At 66.9% G+C, this 15,853-nt stretch carries 15 protein-coding genes and 2 pseudogenes; 12 read left to right on the forward strand and 5 right to left on the reverse strand.

Translation table 11 applies throughout. The features are described 5' to 3' along the window. Window positions 1–17: 17 nt before the first annotated feature. Window positions 18–3,332, forward strand: a complete 3,315-nt coding sequence (gene carB / locus AAF143_RS11235) for a carbamoyl-phosphate synthase large subunit (protein WP_255010291.1) — start codon at window positions 18–20, stop codon at window positions 3,330–3,332. A 55-nt stretch (window positions 3,333–3,387) separates the two neighbouring features. Then, a complete protein-coding gene (locus AAF143_RS11240; protein ID WP_255010292.1) occupies window positions 3,388–4,110 on the forward strand; it encodes a DUF3386 domain-containing protein in 723 nt (240 codons plus the stop codon). 18 nt (window positions 4,111–4,128) lie between these two features. Here the strand turns inward: AAF143_RS11240 and AAF143_RS11245 are convergent, their stop codons facing one another. After that, window positions 4,129–4,350: a DUF6447 family protein gene (locus AAF143_RS11245; protein ID WP_255010294.1), complete on the reverse strand. Its 222-nt coding sequence runs from the start codon at window positions 4,348–4,350 to the stop codon at window positions 4,129–4,131. Between the two features lie 433 nt (window positions 4,351–4,783). Then, window positions 4,784–6,521 (reverse strand): annotated as a pseudogene (locus AAF143_RS11250) (ABC transporter ATP-binding protein). Window positions 6,522–6,544: 23 nt separating this feature from the next. Between AAF143_RS11250 and AAF143_RS11255 the strand changes: the two are divergent. The 3 genes and pseudogenes from AAF143_RS11255 to folP all read left to right on the forward strand — a co-directional run bounded on the left by AAF143_RS11255 (window position 6,545) and on the right by folP (window position 8,412). Continuing rightward, window positions 6,545–6,787, forward strand: a complete 243-nt coding sequence (locus AAF143_RS11255) for an RNA-binding S4 domain-containing protein (RefSeq protein WP_261359063.1) — start codon at window positions 6,545–6,547, stop codon at window positions 6,785–6,787. 70 nt (window positions 6,788–6,857) lie between these two features. Beyond that, window positions 6,858–7,558: pseudogene (tpiA, locus tag AAF143_RS11260) on the forward strand (triose-phosphate isomerase). Then, on the forward strand, window positions 7,558–8,412 hold the full coding sequence (gene folP, locus AAF143_RS11265) for a dihydropteroate synthase (protein ID WP_255010303.1): 855 nt from the start codon (window positions 7,558–7,560) through the stop codon (window positions 8,410–8,412). The pseudogene tpiA and the gene folP overlap by 1 nt, the downstream one beginning before the upstream one ends. Before the next feature lie 10 nt (window positions 8,413–8,422). On the opposite strand, the gene AAF143_RS11270 is transcribed toward folP, so the two are convergent. Together AAF143_RS11270 and AAF143_RS11275 are read right to left on the reverse strand one after the other, a co-directional pair. Further along, window positions 8,423–8,605 (reverse strand): hypothetical protein, encoded by a 183-nt coding sequence (locus AAF143_RS11270; protein WP_414027038.1) that lies wholly within the window; start codon window positions 8,603–8,605, stop codon window positions 8,423–8,425. Further along, window positions 8,593–9,093, reverse strand: a complete 501-nt coding sequence (locus tag AAF143_RS11275) for a hypothetical protein (RefSeq protein ID WP_414027039.1) — start codon at window positions 9,091–9,093, stop codon at window positions 8,593–8,595. The genes AAF143_RS11270 and AAF143_RS11275 overlap by 13 nt, the downstream gene beginning before the upstream one ends. A gap of 204 nt (window positions 9,094–9,297) precedes the next feature. On the opposite strand from AAF143_RS11275, the gene AAF143_RS11280 reads away from it, so the two are divergent. From AAF143_RS11280 to AAF143_RS11295, 4 genes are read left to right on the forward strand one after another with little or no spacing between them, the layout of a single operon-like run. After that, a complete protein-coding gene (locus AAF143_RS11280) occupies window positions 9,298–9,822 on the forward strand; it encodes a hypothetical protein (RefSeq protein WP_414027040.1) in 525 nt (174 codons plus the stop codon). After that, window positions 9,804–10,157: a hypothetical protein gene (locus AAF143_RS11285; RefSeq protein ID WP_414027041.1), complete on the forward strand. Its 354-nt coding sequence runs from the start codon at window positions 9,804–9,806 to the stop codon at window positions 10,155–10,157. The genes AAF143_RS11280 and AAF143_RS11285 overlap by 19 nt, the downstream gene beginning before the upstream one ends. After that, entirely contained in the window at window positions 10,151–10,975 is an 825-nt protein-coding gene (locus AAF143_RS11290; RefSeq protein ID WP_414027042.1) for a hypothetical protein, read from the forward strand. The genes AAF143_RS11285 and AAF143_RS11290 overlap by 7 nt, the downstream gene beginning before the upstream one ends. Then, window positions 10,972–13,095 carry an ATP-binding cassette domain-containing protein gene (locus AAF143_RS11295; protein WP_255010308.1) on the forward strand — a complete coding sequence of 708 codons (2,124 nt, stop codon included), beginning with the start codon at window positions 10,972–10,974 and terminating at the stop codon, window positions 13,093–13,095. The genes AAF143_RS11290 and AAF143_RS11295 overlap by 4 nt, the downstream gene beginning before the upstream one ends. Here AAF143_RS11295 and AAF143_RS11300 read toward each other — a convergent pair. Beyond that, the gene (locus AAF143_RS11300; protein WP_414027043.1) at window positions 13,084–13,290 is read right to left on the reverse strand and encodes a hypothetical protein; all 207 of its coding nucleotides are present in this window, start codon (window positions 13,288–13,290) and stop codon (window positions 13,084–13,086) included. The genes AAF143_RS11295 and AAF143_RS11300 overlap by 12 nt on opposite strands. 207 nt (window positions 13,291–13,497) lie before the next feature. Between AAF143_RS11300 and AAF143_RS11305 the strand changes: the two genes are divergently transcribed. The 3 genes from AAF143_RS11305 to AAF143_RS11315 all read left to right on the forward strand — a co-directional run. Next, window positions 13,498–14,595: an HlyD family type I secretion periplasmic adaptor subunit gene (locus AAF143_RS11305; RefSeq protein WP_414027044.1), complete on the forward strand. Its 1,098-nt coding sequence runs from the start codon at window positions 13,498–13,500 to the stop codon at window positions 14,593–14,595. Window positions 14,596–14,840: 245 nt separating this feature from the next. Then, window positions 14,841–15,128: a hypothetical protein gene (locus AAF143_RS11310; RefSeq protein WP_414027045.1), complete on the forward strand. Its 288-nt coding sequence runs from the start codon at window positions 14,841–14,843 to the stop codon at window positions 15,126–15,128. A 303-nt stretch (window positions 15,129–15,431) separates the two neighbouring features. After that, window positions 15,432–15,853, forward strand: a 422-nt coding sequence (locus tag AAF143_RS11315) for a hypothetical protein (RefSeq protein WP_414027046.1), incomplete at its 3' end; no start/stop codon positions are given.

Here is a 15,853-nt window from a genome sequence, read left to right on the forward strand (position 1 = left end):
GGCCCCCGCTTTTCCCCATGCCCCGCCGGACGGATCTGCGTCGCATCCTGCTGCTGGGGTCCGGGCCGATCGTGATCGGCCAGGCCTGCGAGTTCGACTATTCCGGCACCCAGGCCTGCAAGGCCCTGCGGGCCGAAGGCTTCGAGGTGGTGCTGGTGAACAGCAATCCGGCCTCGATCATGACCGATCCGGACATGGCGGATCGCACCTACATCGAGCCGCTCACCCCTGAGGTGGTGGCCCGGGTGATCGAGATCGAGCGCCCTGACGCCCTGCTGCCCACCATGGGCGGCCAGACCGCCCTGAACCTGGCGGTGGCCTTGGCCGAGAACGGCACCCTGGCGACCTACGGGGTGGAGCTGATCGGCGCCAACCTCGAGGCGATCATGAAGGCGGAAGACCGCAACCTGTTCAAGCAGGCGATGGAGCGCATCGGCGTGGCCGTCTGCCCGTCGGGCATTGCGAGCACCCTGGAGGAGGCCGAGCGTGTCGGCGACGAGGAGATCGGCAGTTATCCGCGCATCATTCGTCCCGCCTTCACCCTCGGCGGATCCGGCGGCGGCATCGCCTACAACCCCGAGGAGTTCAGGGCCTTCTGCAAGAGCGGCCTGGAGGCGAGCCCTGTGTCGCAGATCCTGATCGAGCGCTCGCTGATCGGCTGGAAAGAGTTCGAGCTGGAGGTGATGCGCGATCTGGCCGACAACGTGGTGATCATCTGCAGCATCGAGAACCTCGACCCGATGGGGGTGCACACGGGCGACTCGATCACGGTCGCCCCCGCCCAGACCCTCACCGACCGGGAGTACCAGCGCCTTCGTGACCAATCGATCGCGATCATCCGCGAGATCGGCGTCGAGACCGGCGGCAGCAACATCCAGTTCGCGATCAACCCCGCCAATGGCGATGTGGTGGTGATTGAGATGAATCCGCGCGTCAGCCGCAGCTCGGCGCTGGCGTCGAAGGCCACGGGCTTCCCGATCGCCAAGATCGCCGCCCGCCTGGCGGTGGGCTACACCCTCGATGAAATCCTCAACGACATCACCGGCAAGACGCCGGCCTGCTTCGAGCCCACGATCGACTACGTGGTCACCAAGATTCCGCGCTTCGCCTTCGAGAAGTTCCGTGGTTCTCCGGCTGTGCTCACCACCTCGATGAAGTCGGTGGGGGAAGCGATGGCGATCGGCCGCTGCTTCGAGGAATCGTTCCAGAAGGCCCTGCGTTCGCTGGAAACGGGCCATGCCGGCTGGGGCTGCGACCGCCCCGATCAGCCGATCGAGGCCCCCGAACTGGAGCGCCTGCTGCGCACCCCGGCGCCGGATCGGATCTTCGCCGTGCGCGCCGCCATGGCCGCCGGCCGCAGCGACGCCGACATCCACCAGCTCAGCGCCATCGACCCCTGGTTCCTGGCCAAGCTGCGCCACATCGTTGAGGCCCAGGAGCGCCTGCTGAGCGGCCGCTCCCTGGATCAGCTCAGCTCTGAGGCCCTGCTGGAGCTCAAGCAGCTGGGCTTCTCCGACCGCCAGATCGCCTGGGCCACCGCCAGCGACGAGCTCAGCGTGCGGCGTTATCGCCAGGGGCTGGGGGTGAACGCCGTGTTCAAGACGGTGGACACCTGCGCCGCCGAGTTCGCCTCCAGCACCCCGTATCACTACGCCACCTACGAGCGGCCCCTGGAGCATCTCAATGCCGACGGCTCCTTGACCCTGCTGCCCCCCGAAAACGAGGTGCAGCCGGAGTCACGCCGCAAAGTGATGATCCTCGGCGGTGGGCCCAACCGCATCGGTCAGGGGATCGAATTCGACTACTGCTGCGTGCACGCCTCCTTCGCCCTGCAACAGGAGGGCTTCGCCACGGTGATGGTGAACAGCAATCCGGAAACGGTGTCGACGGATTACGACACCAGCGACCGGCTCTACTTCGAACCGCTCACCCTCGAAGACGTGCTCAACGTGATCGAGGCCGAACAGCCCGAAGGCGTGATCGTGCAGTTCGGCGGTCAGACGCCCCTCAAGCTCGCCCTGCCGCTGCAACGCTGGCTGGCCAGCCCGGAGGGCCTGGCCACGGGCACGGGGCTGTGGGGCACGTCTCCTGAGTCGATCGATACGGCCGAAGACCGGGAGCAATTCGAGGCGATCCTGCGGCGGTTGAACATCCGCCAGCCCCGCAATGGCCTGGCCCGCAGCGAGGCGGAGGCCCGTGCCGTGGCCGAGCGGGTGGGCTACCCGGTGGTGGTGCGCCCCAGCTACGTGCTGGGAGGCCGCGCCATGGAGGTGGTCTTCGATCAGGAGGAACTGAACCGCTACATGGGGGAAGCCGTGCAGGTGGAACCCGACCACCCCGTGCTGATCGACCAGTACCTGGAGAACGCGATCGAGGTGGATGTGGACGCCCTGGCCGATCGCACCGGCCAGGTGGTGATCGGCGGCCTGATGGAGCACATCGAGCCCGCCGGCATCCATTCCGGCGATTCCGCCTGTGCCCTGCCCTCGGTGTCGCTGGGGCCTGAGGCCCTGGCCACGATCCGCGGCTGGAGCAAGGATCTGGCCCTGGCCCTGAAGGTGAACGGCCTGATCAACCTGCAATTCGCCGTGCGCGACGGCGAGGTGTTCATCATCGAGGCCAACCCCCGGGCCTCGCGCACGGTGCCGTTCGTGGCCAAGGCCACCGGCGTGCCCCTGGCCAAGATCGCCAGCCGGTTGATGGCCGGCCGCACCCTGGCGGAACTGGGTCTCACGGGCGAGCCCGTGCCGCCCATGCAGAACGTCAAGGAGGCGGTGCTGCCGTTCAAGCGCTTCCCGGGATCCGATTCGCTGCTGGGCCCGGAGATGCGCTCCACCGGCGAGGTGATGGGCAGCGCCAGCAGCTTCGGGATGGCCTACGCCAAGGCCGAGCTGGCCGCCGGCGAGGCCCTGCCCACCGGTGGCACGGTGTTTCTCTCCACCCACGACCGCGACAAACTCGCCCTGGTGCCCGTGGCCCGCGGCCTCGCCGCCCTGGGCTTCGCCTTGATCGCCACCACCGGCACCGCCAAGGTGCTCCAGGAGGCCGGTCTGGAGGTGGAGTCGATCCTCAAGGTGCACGAGGGGCGACCCAACATCGAAGACGCGATCCGCTCGGCCCGCATCCAGCTGATCATCAACACCCCGATCGGCCGCCAGGCCGCCTACGACGACAAGTACCTGCGCCGGGCCGCCCTCGACTACGCCGTGACCACGGTCACGACCCTGGCCGGGGCCCGGGCGGCGGTGGAGGCGATCACGGCCCTGCAGACGACCCACAGCCTCACGGTCCGGGCCCTGCAGGACATCCACGCTCCCGTGGCCGCGCCCTGAGCCCTGCTGAGCTGAGCGGTGCTGGGTAGGGTTACAGGACGCTTGAGCTTCCCCCATGCCCATCTTTCTCTCCCTCGATCCGGCGGCGTCTAAGGCCAACAGCCCAGCAGCCGAAACACCGATCGCCCCGGGCAGCGACCTGCGGGAGGCCTTCCGCGCCGCCTACGAGAACCGCTACACCTGGGATCCGGAGTTCGGGGGCTACCGCGGCCGCTGGATCTGGGAGCAGGGCGAGCGGCGCGAGCAGGGCACGTTTGAGGTGAGCTCCGATCTCAAGGCCAAGGTGGAGGGCTGCGACGACGAAGCGGTCACCAAGGCGGTGGGTTCCCAGCTCTGGGAGGTGGCGATCCACCGGGTCCGCCGCAGCTTCGAGCAGACCCATGGCGCCAACACCTTCTCCGCCGGCGACACCGATGACGTGGGCGTGGAGGTGATCGTGGGCGGCAAGAACGCCGGTGATCGTTACCGCATCAAGAACGACGTGGTGACGATGGTGCACCGCCACATCCACGGCACGGTGGTGACGATCTTCACCGGCAGCACCACCGACACCGGTGCGGGCTACCTCAGCCACACCTACAGCAGCCGTTACAGCGATCCGGCCACCGGGGCCGCCAAGGGTGGCGCCAGCTCCTTCACCGACAGCTTTGTGCCCCTGGGCGACGGCGGCCCCTGGGTGCTGGCCGAGCGGCTGATCGAAACCGAAGACCCCGAAGCCGAAGGCGGCACGAGCCACCAACGCTTCCGCTTCGAGGAGTTGGGCGCCCTGGGCGAGTGATCGCCACGGCCCCTGGCCTCAGGGCATCGGGGTGATCGTCTTGAGCCGCTCGTTGAGTTGAGAGGCCAGCGACTGCCGCCCCACCACCAGCACCTTGAGGGTGTCTTCGTGGAGCCGCAGTTGGGCATCGGCCACCTGCATCCCGCGCACCAGCTCCTTGACGTCATCGGGGAGGTTGTTGAGGTCGTAGCGCTTGTCCTCGAAGGTGAGAACGGGGGGCTGCTGGAGTTCGTCGGTCATGCCTGCACGGGGGGAGCCCGATCAGGTTAGGGGCCGTCTGCCAGGCCCTCCTCCGCTGGGGCCTCCTGCGCGCTGGCGGGGGAGGCAGGGCCTTGGGAAGGGGCCGCAGCGGCCGCCGGAAGAAGAACATCAGCAGCACCCCCACCCGCTCGGAGCCCACCATGTCCCAGCCCTCCTTGCCGAGCAGGTTGAGGAAGAACTGCAGCTGTTCGGCGGGGTGACGCGGCGGCGGCGGGGCGCCGTACTGCTGCGGAAACTCCCGGGCGATGAACTCCGGGCTCAGCATCCCCTGCAGCTTCTGGCTCGCCACCTGGGGATTGGGCGCCTCGGGAGGGGCGTTGTTCTCCACATTGATGTGGATCACCCGGTACTCCCAGAGCTGAAAGGGAAGGGGGGATCGGCGGAGTCAGCCATGACCTGAGGCGCTGGGGGTTCAGATGCTGACGCGAATCAACTGGCGCTCGCAGAGCTCGCGGTAGCGGCCCGCCTGCGCCATCAACTGATCATGGCTGCCGCGCTCGACGATCCGCCCCTGATCGAGCACGAGGATCAGATCGGCCTCCTGCACGGTGGCGAGCCGGTGGGCGATCACCAGCACGGTGCGGCCGGCCATCGCCTGCTTGAGGCCCTGTTGGACGGCCTCCTCGGCCTCCGCGTCCAGGGCGCTGGTGGCTTCATCGAGCAGCAGCACCGCCGGATTGCCCAGCACCGCCCGGGCGATCGCCAGCCGCTGCAGCTGGCCGCCGGAGAAATTGCTGCCGCGCTCCTCGATGCGGGCGCCATAGCCGCCGGGGAGGGCCTCGATGAAGCCATCGGCATTGGCCAGCCGCGCCGCCTGGCGCAGCTGCTGATCGCTGGCGGGACGCCCGAAGCGGATCGTCTCGGCCACCGTGCCGGAAAAGACACTGCTCTGCTGGGGCACCAGGGCCAGGGCTCGGCGCAGGTCGGCCGCCCTGAGGTCGCCCAGGTCCTGGCCATCGAGCAGGATCCGACCCTGGCTGGGCCGGTTGAAGCGCAACAGCAGCGAAAACAGCGTGCTCTTGCCCGCCCCGGAGGGCCCCACCAGGGCCACCACCTGGCCCGGCTTGATCTCGAGGCTGAGGTCGTTCAGCACCGGCTGAGTGGGGCTGTAGGCGAAGCCCACGCCATCGAGCAGCAGCCCCCCTGCACCGGGCCCAGGGGAGGGCATCGGGGCGGTCGGGCTCCTCCACCGCCTCCTGCTCGATGCCCCGCAGGCGCTTGAGGGAAGCCTGGCCCTGCTGGAACTCGTTGAAGTTGGTGGTGAGGTGGGAAATCGGATCGATCAGCATCAGCAGGGCGGCGATGTAGCTGCTGAAGCCCTGGCTGTCGAGGCCGCCGGCCTGGATGCGGGCGGAGCCAATCAGCAGCACCGTCAGGATTCCGGCCGCCTCGAGAAAACCGACCACGGGAAACTGCAGGGCCAGCAGCCGCTGGGTGCGGTAACGGGCGCGGCGGTGCAGGTCGATTTCGCGCTCGAAGCGCTCCTGCAGCCAGGGTTCGGCGGCGAAGGCGCGCACCAGGGGCAGGCCACTGATCGCCTCCCCCAGCAGGGAGGCCAGTTCGCTCACCTGCTTCTGGCTGCGCTCGGCCGCCCCCATCACCCGCGCCCCGAACACGCTCACCAGCGCCGCCACCAGCGGCGCCAGCAGCAGCGTGGCTGCCGAGAGCTGCCAATCGAGGAAGACCATGTAGCCGAACACCACCACCAGTTGCAGGAGGCTGGGGGTGGTGTCCTGGATGGTCTTGTAGATCACCTCACCGACCCGGTCCGCGTCTTCGGTGAGCCGATAGGTGAGATCGCCCGACGAGAGCTTCTCGAGGGCACCGAATTCGAGCCGCTGCAGCCGCGCGAACAGCTGCCGGCGCAGGTCCTGGCTCACCTGCAGGGCGGGGCCCGCCAGCAGGGTGTCCTGGCCGAACTGGGCCAGCTTCTGAACCATGAACACCGCCAGGGCCAGGGCCACCACCCGCAGCACCCGGGGGAAATCGCCGGCGCCGATCGCTGGGATCAGCTGGCCGGCGAGCCAGGCCAGCAGCGGCCAGCAGCCCACGAACACGAGCATGCACAGGCCGCCGGCCACCAGGTTGCGGCGGTAGGGCTTGAGCAGCGGCAGAAGCCGACGGAAGCCAGCCGACGGTGGTGCGAGCATCGAGGCACCCTATCAGTGAAGTTTTGGCCCCCTCCGCGCCCCAGGAATTAGGCCCGGAGCGGAGCGAGGTGCGCTTCCGGCTCGATCAATTCCTCAAATGGCAGGGCCTGGTGGCCACCGGCGGCGAGGCCAAGCTCTGGGTCCAGCAGGGGGAGGTGAAGGTGAATGGTGAGCTGGAGGAACGGCGCGGCCGCCAGCTGCTCCCCGGCGACCGGGTGGAGATCAGGGGCCAGACCGTTGTCGTGCCCGGCACCCCCGCGCTTTAGGTTGATGGGCAGGTTTGGCGAGGGATCTTCTGTGGCGAAGGCGGTGATCGCAGGCAACTGGAAGATGCACATGACCTGCGCCGAAGCGCGGGCCTTCGCCGAGGCCTTTCTGCCCCTGGTGGCCGATCTTCCCAGTGATCGCGAGGTGATCCTGGCGCCGCCGTTCACGGCGATCGCGGCCCTGAGCGAGGCCCTGAGCGGCAGCGCCATCAAAATCTCTTCCCAGAACGTCCACTGGGATGGATCGGGGGCTTACACCGGCATGATCTCGGCGCCGATGCTGCTGGAGCACGGCGTCACCCACGCGATCGTGGGCCACAGCGAGCCGCGCAAGTACTACAGCGAAACCGACGAGCAGATCAACCACCGGGCGCGGGCGGCCCAGGAGGCAGGGCTGATCCCGATCCTCTGCGTCGGTGAGAGCGATGCCCAGCGGGAGTCAGGTGAGGCCGAACGGGTGATCCGCCGCCAGGTGGAGCAGGGGGTGGACGGGCTCGATCCCGCGGCTCTCGTGGTCGCTTACGAGCCGATCTGGGCGATCGGCACCGGCAAGACCTGCGCAGCGGCCGAGGCCAACCGGATCTGCGCCCTGATCCGTGGCTGGGTGGGCTTCCCTGAGATCACGATCCAGTACGGCGGCTCGGTCAAAGCCGACAACATCGACCAGCTGATGGCTCAATCCGACATCGATGGGGTGCTGGTGGGGGTGCCTCCCTCGACCCGGCCGGCTTTGCCCGCATCGCCGGCTACCAGGTGCCTGTCACGGCTTGATGCCGCCGGGCCGCACCCTGGCCTGGGGCCAGCGCACCCATGTGATGGGGGTGCTCAACCTCACCCCCGATTCCTTCAGCGACGGGGGCCGGCTCACCAGCCCCCAAGCCGCCGTGGCCGCCGCCCGGCGCATGGCCCGCCAGGGGGCCGCCGTGCTCGACCTGGGGGGCCAGAGCACCCGGCCCGGCGCCAGCGAGGTGGAGCCCGAAGAAGAGCTGCGCCGGGTGCTGCCGAGCCTGCGGGCGATCCGCAGCAGCTTCTCGGAGCCAGCCTTCGAAGGTGCCCCAGCCCCGCCGCTGCTCTCGATCGACACCTTCCGGGCCAGCGTGGCCGCAGCGGCCCTGGAGGCGGGAGCCGACTGGATCAACGACGTCAGTGGCGGCGCCCGCGACCCCGATCTGCTGCCCCTGATCGCCGCCGCCGGTTGCCCCTACGTGCTGATGCACAACCGCGGCACCAGCGCAACGATGGACGGCCTGGCGGTCTATGGCGATGTGGTCACCGAGGTGCACACGGAACTGCTGCGGGCCACCGATCGGGCCCTGGCGGCCGGCCTGGCCGCCGGGCAGATCATCTGGGATCCGGGCCTGGGTTTCGCCAAGACCACGGCCCACAACCTCGCGCTGCTGGAGGGCCTCTCGGCGATGCGCGCGGAGGGGTTTCCGCTGCTGGTGGGCCCCTCGCGCAAGCGCTTCATCGGTGAGCTGCTGGGCGAACCGCGGCCGCGGGCCCGGCTCTGGGGCACGGCCGCCGTGGTCTGCCGGTTGGTGGCGGCGGGGGCCGATCTGGTGCGCGTCCACGACGTGGGAGCGATCGTTCAGACCTGCCGTATGGCCGATGCCCTCTGGCGCTGAGCCGCCCGCTTCAGCTGCCGCTGTATTCGATCTGGCCCTGGGTGTTGATCTGGGCCTTGGAGAAAAAGCGCGCCATGCGCTCGCTGAGCAACCCCTGCTTCGCCAGCACCTCACCGAGCAGGCCACCGCCCTGCTTCTGGACGGCCAGGGCCGCTTGAAGCTGCTCGGCGGTGATCACGTTCAGCTCCACCAACCGATCGCCCAGGCGCTTGTCGTTGAAGCCGCCGCCATCGAAGAGGGTGGGGTTGAGCAGCAGCTCCAGCAACTGGGGGGCACCTGCAGGTTGAGCTTGAGGAACTCCCCGAAGCGCTGGGTACCGGCGAAGGGGCGGTAATCCTCGAGCAGCTTTTCGAGCTCATCGATTTCGAGGAAGCCCGCCTGCACGAGCTTGTCGCCGAGGGTCTGGCGCTGGAAGGTCTGCTCGCCGGTATCGGTTGCGTTGAGGTCGCCGTCCACCAGTTCCGGGGCACTGAAGCGCTCCTGCACCCAGGGATCGCTGCCGAGGAAGCTGAACAGTTCAGCGGGGTTGATGGTGAGCCCACCGAATTGCTGCTCCAGCAGTTCCTCGACGAAGGCCACCTCGGTGGTGGGGCCGAGCACCTGAAACGGCTGCCGGTTGCCACGACCCGTGCCAATCAGCTCGAGTTGAACCTGGGGGGCCGGAAGGCGGATCCTGAGCATGCTGGGGGATGAAGCCAGAACGTTCAGACTAGTGGCGCCACCGAAAAGTAGGAACCGCCAGCGAGGGAAACACAGAAATTGTCAGTTTGTCCCTCGATGGAAGCCAAAGCGTGGGTAACGCATTAACTTGGTTCTGATTCACTCGTTGGACTGAGGCTTACCGACGTGGTTCGAGCCGTGAGCTTGCCTGGGGCCGGAACCCGATTGCGATCCATCGGGGCGGGCATCAAAGACTTCATCGACCGCCAGCTCGATCTGATCGAGGAACTGCGCAACCACCAGTTCTTTCAATCTCTCAAGGACACCGATTGGAGTCAATACCAAGTTGGACCAATCGTGGTCAGCTCCATTCTGATCAACCTGCTGGAGCTGTCCTCACCGATCTACATCAACCTCGTTTACACCACTGTTCTCCCGACCAAGGCCTTCGCCAGCCTCACCCTGCTGACCATCGGGGTGGTGGTGCTGCTGTCGGTGTCCGGCTGGCTGCGCACGGTGCGCACCGGGCTCACCGGCTTCGATGGCGCCCGGGTGGAGCACCAGCGCCGCATGGAGGCCCTGGCGCATTTCACCCAGATGCGTCTGGGCGACTACCTCAAGGAGCCCCCTCCACCCACGCCGAGCGGCTCAACAGCATCAACCTGCTGCGGGATGAAAGCGCCATCCAGGCCTTCACCACGGCCATCGACCTGTGCTTTTCCCTGTTTTTCGTGCTGGTGCTGTTCCTGATCGGCGGCAGTGTCGGCCTGATCGCGGTGCTGGCGATCGTCATCTACCTGTTGCGCTCGCTGCAGTTCGCCCGCGACTTCGAAGCGGTCTCACGCCAGAAGGATGAACTGGAGCTGGAGCGGGTCAACTACCAATCCCAGTTGATGTCGTCGATTGATCTGATCAAGTCGAACGGGCTGGGGCGCTTCTTCCTGATCGGCAACGAGGAGCGCCAGGAGCGCCTGGCCTGGCAGCGCATGCAGAACAGCAACGCCACCGGTCAATACCAGGCGTTCAGCAGCCTGATGAACCAGGTCACCATGGCCGCCCTGGTCACCTGGGGGCCTTCATGGTGATCAGCGGCCACTTGCTGGTGGGCGCCCTGGCCGCCTGCCTGCTGCTGGGGGGCAAGATCCTGCAGCCCTGGCAGCAGGCCCTGGGCCTCTGGAGCAGCTACCGCCGGCTGATCCATGCCCGCGACGAGCTCGACACCCTGATGGCCCTGCCGGTGGAACCGGCGGGTGGAAGCGCCGACCTGGCCCTGGAGCAGAGCCTCCAATTCAGCATCAACGGCCAGGCCTTGCCGCCCATTGGCGCCGGTGAGGCGGTGATCGTGCGCGACGCCAGCAGCGGTGCCGACGCCCGGCACCTGTTCCTCTCGCTGCTGCAGATCGAAACCGACTTGGATCTGCAGGTGAATGGCCTCTCGATTGCCGACTACAACCGTGAGCGGCTGCGCCGGGAGGTGATCTACGTGGATCCGGCCCAGGCGTATTTCGACGGCACCCTGCTGCAGAACATCACCTCCTTCCAGCCCAACCGCTACAGCCGCAAGGCCCTGTTCTGGTCGGTGCTGGTGGGCACCGACGACAAGGTCAGGAGCCTCTCCGACGGCTACAGCACGCCCCTGGGTGGCTCCGTCCCCACCGGGCTCTCCCGCGACACCCTGCAGCAGTTCCAGTTGATCCGGGGTGTGACGATGGAGCCCCGGCTGCTGCTGGTCGACCTGAGCGAGTGCTCCTACGGCAAGGAGTTCATCGATGGCTTCGCGAAGTTGCTCAAGCGCACCCACGGCCGCACCACCGTGCTGATCTGCGGGGCCGGCAACGCCCTCAAGGCCCTCACCGACCAGTCGATTGATCTTCCCGCGCTGAACCTGGAGGTGGCCCGATGACCAGCCGCAATGTGCTGCTGCGCGACATCACGCTCAGTGCCGAGGCGCCCATGGCCTTCTGCCTGCGGCTGCTGTTGCAGCAGTTGTTGTGGACGGGCCGGCCCGAGGAGCTGTTCGAGCTGATCAGCGCCGACCCCCGCCAGATGGATCTGGTGGACGTGCGCAATGTGCTGCTGCGCCTGGGCTACGGCAGCCGCCTGGAGGTGCTGCAGGGCTGGGGCCAGCTCAACCCCCACCTGCTGCCGGCCCTCTACCTCAGCCCTGAGGGCACCCCCTATGTGCTCTCCCGGGACAGCCACGGCGAGGTGATCGCCGGCAATGTCACCGGTCGCACCGACCCCACCACCTTGACCCCCGGCGGCCAGGTGGTGCTGCTGCAGGAAAAGGCGAGCGTCGATCGCTCCAGCCTGCTGAAGCAGATCCTCTACCGCTTCACCAACCGCATCGGCGTGCTCTACGCCATCAGCTTCGGCCTCAGCCTGCTGGCCCTGGCGCTGCCCTTCTACATCCGGGCGATCTACGCGGTCTCGATCCCCAGCAACAGCATCATTTCCACCCTCTGGATCTTCCTGGGGGTGGTGGTGCTGTTCGGCCTCGACTGGATCCTGCGCCAGTGGCGCTCGGGTCAGCTGGCTCTGCTGGCGGGGCGAATCGAAAGCCTGATGGGCGTGGGCATCGTTGAGAAGCTGTTCTCACTGGATTACCGCCAGATTGAACAAATTGGCCGCAATGGCCTCTATTACCGCCTGCGCAACCTCGACAGCCTGCTGGGCTACCTGCAAGGGCCCCTGGCCTCGGCCTTGCTGGATTTCCCCTTCATCGTCGTGTATCTGGCCGCGGTGGCGGTGATCGGTGGCTGGCTGGTGATGGTGCCGATCGCCCTGATGATCGTCAGCGGCCTGATCGTGTTCTTCCTGGCCCGCTACTACGCCGGCGCCGCCGAGCTCAGCCTCAGCACCGGCACCGGCATCGGTCTGGCCCAGCAGGAACTGGTGTCGCGCTTCCTGGAGGTCAAGACCTCCAACATCGGCTGGGTCTGGCTGCAGCGGCTGCGCGGCCTTTCGGCTGAGAGCAGCAAGAGTGGCCTGGAGCTCAACAAGCAGGTGAGCCGCCTGCAGGTGCTGATCAGCACCACCTCCCAGCTGGCCGGTGTGCTCACCCTGGCGGCGGGGGCCTGGCTGATCACCTCCGGTGAGCTGAAGGATCCGGCGGCGATGGGCAGCCTGATCGCGGCGATGTTCTTCGTGTGGAGGATCTTCACCCCCTTCCAGCAACTGATGAACGCGGTGCTGCGCTACACGAGCATGCTCAATCAGTACAAGCAGCTGGAATCGTTCCTGAAGCTCCGGGGTGTGAGCAAGGCGTCGAGTGAAGGCAGTGTTCCGCGCCTGCGCGGCAACCTGCTGCTGGATTCGCTGGCCTGCCGCCTGGGCAACGACGCCCAACTGGCCCTGAGCCGGGTGTCGCTGTCGGTCACACCGGGCCAGATCCTGGCGGTCACGGGCCATGCCGCCTCCGGCAAGAGCGCGGTGCTCAAGGTGATCGACCAGCTCTACCCCCTGGCCAGTGGCACCCTGCTCTTCGATGGCAGCGATTACCGCCAGTTCAGCACCGATGGTCTCCAGCGCAACATCGCCTACGTGATGACCAACGTGGAACTGCTGCCGGGCACGCTGTGGTCGAACCTCACGGCGATGAACTCCGATGCCACCGTTGATGGTGTGCGCCGGGTCTGCGCTGATCTGGGCATCCTCGAAACCCTCGAAGCCTTGCCGGATGGGTTGTTCACGCCGCTCACCAACGAGATCACCTATCAGATCCCGTTGGGGGTGCGCAAACTGATCGCCCTGGCCCAGGCGATCATCAAGGATGCGCCGATCCTGTTGATCGATGACATCAGCCAGGGCCTGGCCCCGGGTCAGTTCCAGACGGTGGTCGATGCCCTGCCCAAATTGCGGCGCTGCGCCTTCAGCGGCCAGCAGCGCAGTGTGATCCTCGCCACCGACAACAAACTTCTGCTGGAGCTGGCCGATCGGCTGGTGATCCTCGACAAGGGCGTCACCGTCTTCCAAGGAACCGCTGAAGAGCTCCGCCAACAGATGCAGAAATCAGCCCCCTGAATCACCGCCCCACGCCCCGCCCTCCTCTGATCCCATGAGCAACTCCTCCAACACCCCCGGCGGCCCCACCTCCGCCGGCCCTTCCGCCATCACCCCTAGTTCCGGCAACGACATGGCCCTGCCTCCGGGCTCTGGGCTGATCAGCAAACTGCCGGGCCTCGAGCAGGTGGACACCATCGGGCTGGTGGGGCGCAACCGCCTCAGCCAGGCCCTGGAGCTGGAGGAGAAACCCGACAACCGCTACCTCAAGCTCACCCTTTACGGCATCGGTGCGGCCTTTTTGATCTTCATCCCCTGGGCAGCGCTCACCCCGATCAACGAGGTGGTGCATGCCTCCGGTGAGGTGATTCCCGAGGGCAACGTCTACACGGTGCAGCACCTGGAGGGGGCATCGTCGAGAAGGTGGCGGTCAAAGAAGGCGATCAGGTGCAGAAGGGGCAGCTGCTGCTGCAATTGCGGCCCAATCTCCTGGGCAGCCAGTACCTGGCGATGCAACAGAAGCTGCAGGCGCTCACGCTTCAGCAGGCCCAGCTGCGGGCGGCGCTCAGCGGCAGCGACAAGCTCCCTGACTCCAGTAAGGAACTGGGCAGCCTGGGCAACAGGGTCCAGAACGCCCAGGAAGACCTGCTGCGCAGCCGTGAGCAGAACACCCGCGATCAGGTGGACACGATCAAGGCCCAGATCGCCCAGAAGCAAGCGGAAATCGCCCGCTTCAACGACCAGGAGCGCAAGTTCCTCACCGAGCAGAGCCTGCTGCGCCAGGGGGTGTCGATGTACGAAAAACTCGACAACATCGGCGCCGTTTCCAGGCTGCAGGTGGTGAATGCCCAGCGGGAACTGGCGGCCTCGAACACGCGGCTGGCGGAACTGCGGGGCAACCGGTCGGTGTCCTACAAGCTGCTCAGCGAGGCCCAGGCCAAGCTGCGCAGCCTGAACTCGGGACAGCGCCTGGAGAACGACTCCAAGATCGCCGAACTGGTGAACGAGGAGGCGGTGGTGAGCGAAGACATCAAGCGGGTCAAGAACCAGCTGGAGCGCACCAGCATCCTCTCGCCCGCCAGCGGCCTGGTTCAAGACGTGAAATTCAAGAATGCCGCGGCGGTGGTGGCCCCCGGCGCCGTGGTGGCCACGGTGGTGCCCGAGGGCACCCAACGGGTGGTGGAGGCGCGCGTGCGCCCCTCCGACATCGGCTTTGTGAAGGTGGGCCAGAAGGCGGAGATCAAGCTCCAGCCCTACGACTCGACCATCTATGGCTTCGTTCCAGGGGTGGTGAGCAGCATTTCCCCCACCACCTTCCAGAACCCCGACGACCGGCAGTACTACTACCGGGTGAAGATCGCCCTGGAGCGTCAGTATGTGGACCCGCAGAAGAAGCTCTATCCGATCCTGCCGGGCATGACCCTGGTGGCCGACATCCAGGGGCCCCGCCGCAGCGTGCTGCGTTACATCTTCCAGCCGATCGCCCGCACGATGAATTCGGCCTTCACCGAAGCCCGCTGAGGGGTCACAAAACAGCAGCACTGAGAGCCCCATCGGGCGCCTCTCAGGCAACTCTCAATCCGGCCAAATTCCCTGCCTTGCAGGGGGTTGGCCGTTTTTCATGCTCACGGGCCAGGTGCTCTAAGCACACTCTCCAGCTAACCCGCCCGTTGGCACCCTCGGCCACCCCTAGGTTCAAAACAGATCGGAAAGGTGTCTTCCACTCTTTCCCGTTGTTTGCGTCGTCCCTTCGCTGCACCTGAGCCATGACTTCCACCCCCTTCGTTGCCGGCCCCACCGCCGACGAGAGCCAGGTCGATGCCACCAACGTGGGACTGGAGGCCACCGACGACGAACTGCGCAAGAACACGCAACAGGCCGGCGCCGGCGCTCCCTTCAGCCCCGGTGGTACGCCCCCAACCCTGAGGGGGCCAGCGGTGTCCCCGACACCGGCATCGGCCCCAACCCGGATCAGTTCAATCTCGGGCCGCTCGGTGAAGCCGCTGCCGCACCCGGCACCGCCCTGCCTGAACCAGGGGCCCCGGCGGGCCTGATGTGCTTGGCGGTGGTGGTGGCACCCCGCTGCCTGGCGCCGCGACCTCCCCACCGAGCGACCTGCCCCTGGATGTGGGCGGCGTCGGCGGGCCGGCTCAACCCAGTGCCCAGAACCCCGATGTGGTGACAGCCCCCGAGGTGGCGCCCCTGGTCGCGGAAGCGCCTGCGCCTGAAGTGCCTGCGCCTGTTGATCAGCCGCCCACGGTGGCGATCACACCGGGCACCCCTGAGGTGCCCCCCCGAGCGATCAAGATCTGCGCGCCAACAACGGCGGCCCCGATCTCAGCCTGCCCAAGGGCGCCGTGGCTGAACTGGGTCTTGAAGGCGGCACCTTCGCCGATCTCGCGAGCACCAACGGCACGATCACCGTTAACGATCCCGATGGCATCCAAGACATCGCCACGGTGACCATCGCCGGCAAGGTCTTCACCCTCGCCCAGTTGCAGGCGATCAACCCGTCCGATCCCCTCTACCAGATCCCCCTGGAGGCGAAAGACGGAGACCCCCAGTCCGAGGGCACCCTCGTCCTCACCAGCTTCAACCCGGTCACCGGGGAGATCGGCTTCACGTTCATCCTCGACAACCCGGTCAACAACGCCAATCCAGAGAGCACCTCAAGCATCTCCGATGTGACCACCACGATTCCCCTCGTGGTCACCGTCACCGACCAAAGCGGTGAATCTTCCACCGCCAGTGGCGGGATCTTGATCCTTGATGCCACGCC

This window comes from Cyanobium sp. ATX-6F1 (assembly GCF_047395825.1).
GTDB lineage: Bacteria > Cyanobacteriota > Cyanobacteriia > PCC-6307 > Cyanobiaceae > ATX-6F1.